Source organism: Acinetobacter sp. NBRC 110496, from assembly GCF_000876115.1.
GTDB lineage: Bacteria > Pseudomonadota > Gammaproteobacteria > Pseudomonadales > Moraxellaceae > Acinetobacter.
In genome coordinates, this window is sequence record NZ_BBTF01000131.1 from 1 (window position 1) to 1,505 (window position 1,505).

A 1,505-nucleotide genomic window follows, 5' to 3' on the forward strand; every position below is an offset into this window, starting at 1 on the left:
CTGAGGCAGGTTGGCCATTTGATTTCTAGAGTTATTTGCATTTCTCTGTTTTATCAAAATTCAACCTGCTTTTTTTTAGCATACTTTTTGATACACCACCGCAGAAAGAAGTACACCAACTAATACGCCATAAGCCAAGTTATGTGTCGCAACGACCACGATGACTGTAACGATCATCACAATATTGCTAGATAGGGGATATTGGCGAATATTGCGTAGTGAATCCCAGTTAAATGTTCCGATTGCTACCATGATCATTACGGCAACCAGTGCAGCCATTGGAATGACTTTGAGCCAGTCACTGATAAACACCACCATAATTAACAGGAAGACCCCCGCACTAAAGGTAGATAAACGGGTACGACCACCAGATTTCACATTAATAATTGATTGACCGATCACGGCACAGCCTGCCATTCCGCCTAAAAAGCCTGAAGCAATATTGGCAACGCCTTGTCCTTTACACTCACGGTTTTTATCACTATTGGTATCTGTTAAATCGTCGACAATCGTTGCTGTCATCATAGATTCAAGCAAACCCACGGCAGCCAAGCCTAGTGAATAGGGCAAAATAATCGCTAAGGTTTCAAGATTTAAAGGGATATCAGGAAGCAAGAAAATTGGAAGCGTATCCGGTAATTGCCCCATATCTCCGACGGTTCTTACATCTAAACCAATGAATAAGGCAAAGAGCGTAAGTAAGACAATACAGATGAGAGGAGAGGGTAAAAGCTTCCCTATCACTGGAATATAAGGGAATAGATAAATAATGGCTAAACCACCAATTGTCATCGCATAGACATGCCATGTCACATTAGTGAGTTCAGGTAATTGAGCCATAAAAATTAGAATAGCCAGGGCATTCACAAAGCCAATCACAACTGACTTGGATACAAACCGCATCAAGGCACCTAATTTTAGATAGCCGGCTAAGATTTGAATAAATCCTGTCAAAATTGTGGCTGCTAATAAGTATTGCAGACCATGCTCTTTAACCAGTGTTACCATTAATAACGCCATGGCACCGGTTGCCGCAGAAATCATACCAGGGCGACCACCTACAAAAGCAATCACCACGGCAATACAGAATGAAGCGTATAACCCGACTTTAGGATCGACACCTGCAATAATAGAGAAGGCAATTGCTTCAGGAATTAGAGCCAAAGCGACAACAATACCCGCAAGGACATCCCCGCGAATATTAGAGAACCATTGTTCTCGAATAGTGGATAACATGAAATAGCCTATTTTTTTACATTTTAAGAAAGGCTAGTGATGTGATATATACGACACACAAGCTACTACACCACATCACTAGACAGTGATGAGTTATTTACTGATTTAAGAGGTAAATAAACTTATGGTGGCGTAAGTGTCATATTAAGAAAGATATCTATTTTGGAGGATTTCGGGGGCAATCATAGCAGCTAGCCCCTTTTCTATCCACCCTAAACGCAGTACTGAAGTAAAAGCTAGGACTTACGCATTGACGGATTCAAAAAAGT

At 41.1% G+C, this 1,505-nt stretch carries 1 pseudogene; it reads right to left on the bottom strand.

Annotation, left to right across the window (positions count from 1 at the left end):
- Window positions 1-96 precede the first annotated feature (96 nt).
- Window positions 97-1,236, bottom strand: a pseudogene (locus Aba26S_RS20875) (SulP family inorganic anion transporter); the annotation flags it as partial.
- Window positions 1,237-1,505: the final 269 nt, after the last annotated feature.